Origin of the sequence: Micromonospora sp. NPDC052213 (genome assembly GCF_040679695.1) — a bacterium.
In the GTDB taxonomy this organism is placed as follows: Bacteria; Actinomycetota; Actinomycetes; order Mycobacteriales; family Micromonosporaceae; genus Micromonospora.
The window spans coordinates 1-2002 of the sequence record NZ_JBFAVI010000335.1 but is presented as its reverse complement, the minus strand read 5'-3'; the positions used below and the strand labels follow the sequence as shown (position 1 = coordinate 2002).

Sequence of the window (2002 nt, the reverse complement as noted above, 5' to 3'; positions counted from 1 at the left end):
AGATCGCCGGCCCGCCGGCCGCGTCGGGGTCAGCCCGTCACGGTGATCCGGTGCAGGTGCTCGCCCGCGCCGACGAAGAGCCGCCCGTCCGGGTGCACGGCGAGGAACTCCGTCGGCTGGTCCAGCAGGTGCCGCGTCGCGCCGGTGCCGAGGTCCACCTGGACCAGCAGCCGCCCGCCGACCAGCGCGTACAGCAGGTGGCGGGGGGCGTCGTAGCCCAGCCGGCCGCGGCTGTCGGACACGCCCGGGGCGAGGGTGATCCGCCGCACCACCGCCCGGACGGCCAGGTCGACGGCGAACAGCTGCCCGCCGGCCAGCCCCCAGAGCAGGCCGGAGCGGTCGACCGCCAGCGCCGGGACGGCCCGCGCGCCCGGCACCGGGACGAACTGGAACGCCTCGCTGTCGGTGGCGACGTCCCAGCCGAAGAGCCGCGCCTCGGTCTGGGTGGGCCGGGGCACGCTGTATCCGCCGTCGACCGAGGTGCCGCCCACGATCAGGCCGTTGACGTGGGTGAGGCTGACGATCGACTGGTCGGTCACGACCGGCCGGTGCACGCGCGCCGCGCCGGTGGCCTTGTCCACGACGGCGAGCGCCCCGCCGAGGGTGGTGTTGGGCATGGTGCCGTAGGCGACGCTGCCCCCGGCGTCGGTCAGCGCCCGCGCCCGTACCTGGTCGGCGGCCTTCAGGTCGAGCAGCTTCACCGGGTTGTCCGCGCTGCCCGGCAGGCCCGGCGAGTACTCGGGGCTGCTCCACGGCTTCGCCGGGTCGTACCGGTAGAGCCGCGAGTCCGGGTACGCCCCCAGCCAGACCTGCCCGCCGGTCTCCAGCACGCTCTCCACCTGGGCGAAGCGCTGGAACGTCGACACCCCGGTGTCGGGGTCGACGCGGGCGAGGCCGCCGTTGAGGTAGCCGCCGACCCAGACCGCGCCGGAGGCGCCGACGTGCAGCGCGGCGATCGGGATGGGCTCGCCGGGCACGTCCGTCTGCACCACGTCGGCGCGGCCGGTGACGGGGTTCCAGCGGAACATGTCGCCCCGCCAGAGCAGCCCGACCAGCGTGCGGCCCGGCCAGTCCGGGTCGGCGAGGGTGACCCAGCCGATGCCCCGGTTGTTGACCACCCGACCCGGGAAGGCCAGCGGCGTGTCGGTGAAGCTCCCGGTGCCCGGGTGGTAGCCGGTGAGCCGGCCGGCGCGGGTGAGGTAGACCAGGCCGCCGGGGCCGGGCGCGGAGACGTCCAGCCCGGCGACGTCGTCGATCAGGTCGGTCCACCGCCGCCCCACGGTGTCGTACACGCCGAGCCGGCCGTTGATGGCGGAGCCGAACCGGGCGTAGACCCGACCGTCGTGGGCGTTCAGGTCGTACACCGTCTGGCCGGTGCCCGCGCCGATCCCGTCGGGCAGGGGCAGCTCCCGGATCTCGCCGCTGACCTTGTCGATCTCGAAGAGGTGGGCGTCCGGCTGGGTGCCGGCGTAGACCTTGTCGGCGGTGACGGCGAGGCTGCGGACGTACTGCGCGCCGGGGAGGACCTGGCCGTAGTCCCGGGTCGCCCCGGTGGCGGGGTCGTGGGCGAAGACCCGGGCGCCGGGGAAGGTGCCGCCGTACACGACGCCCGCGTCGTCCACGGCGATCCGCCAGATGTACGTCTCGGAGGGCAGCGGCCGGCCGAGGTTCTCGACGGGACTGTCCGGGCCGGGCCGGCGGCGGTACAGGTCGCCGGTGCTGTACGCGCCGACGTAGACGGTGCCGTCGGGCGCGGCGGCCACCGCGTACGAGCCGGGTGCGCCGGTGAGCTCCTGGTCGGAGACCGTCCGGCCGGTCGCCGGGTCGATGGCGGCGAGCCGGGCCGGCTCGCCGGAGACGGCGGACCAGAGCACCGGCCTGCCGTCCGGGCCGGGGGCCGGACGGCCCCCCCCGTCGCGGACTCGGGCGCCCGTGCGGGCCGGGGGGGGATACCGGCCACCCGCGGCCGGGCGGGCGGCAGCCCGCCCGGCCCGGGGGGGGC

General features: G+C 76.7%; 1 protein-coding gene. It reads right to left on the bottom strand.

All coding sequences use genetic code 11. The annotated features are described in order from the left end of the window. Window positions 1-29: 29 nt before the first annotated feature. Window positions 30-1874, bottom strand: coding sequence for a hypothetical protein (locus AB0L34_RS33690; RefSeq protein WP_363709705.1), 1845 nt, complete (start codon window positions 1872-1874; stop codon window positions 30-32). Window positions 1875-2002: the final 128 nt, after the last annotated feature.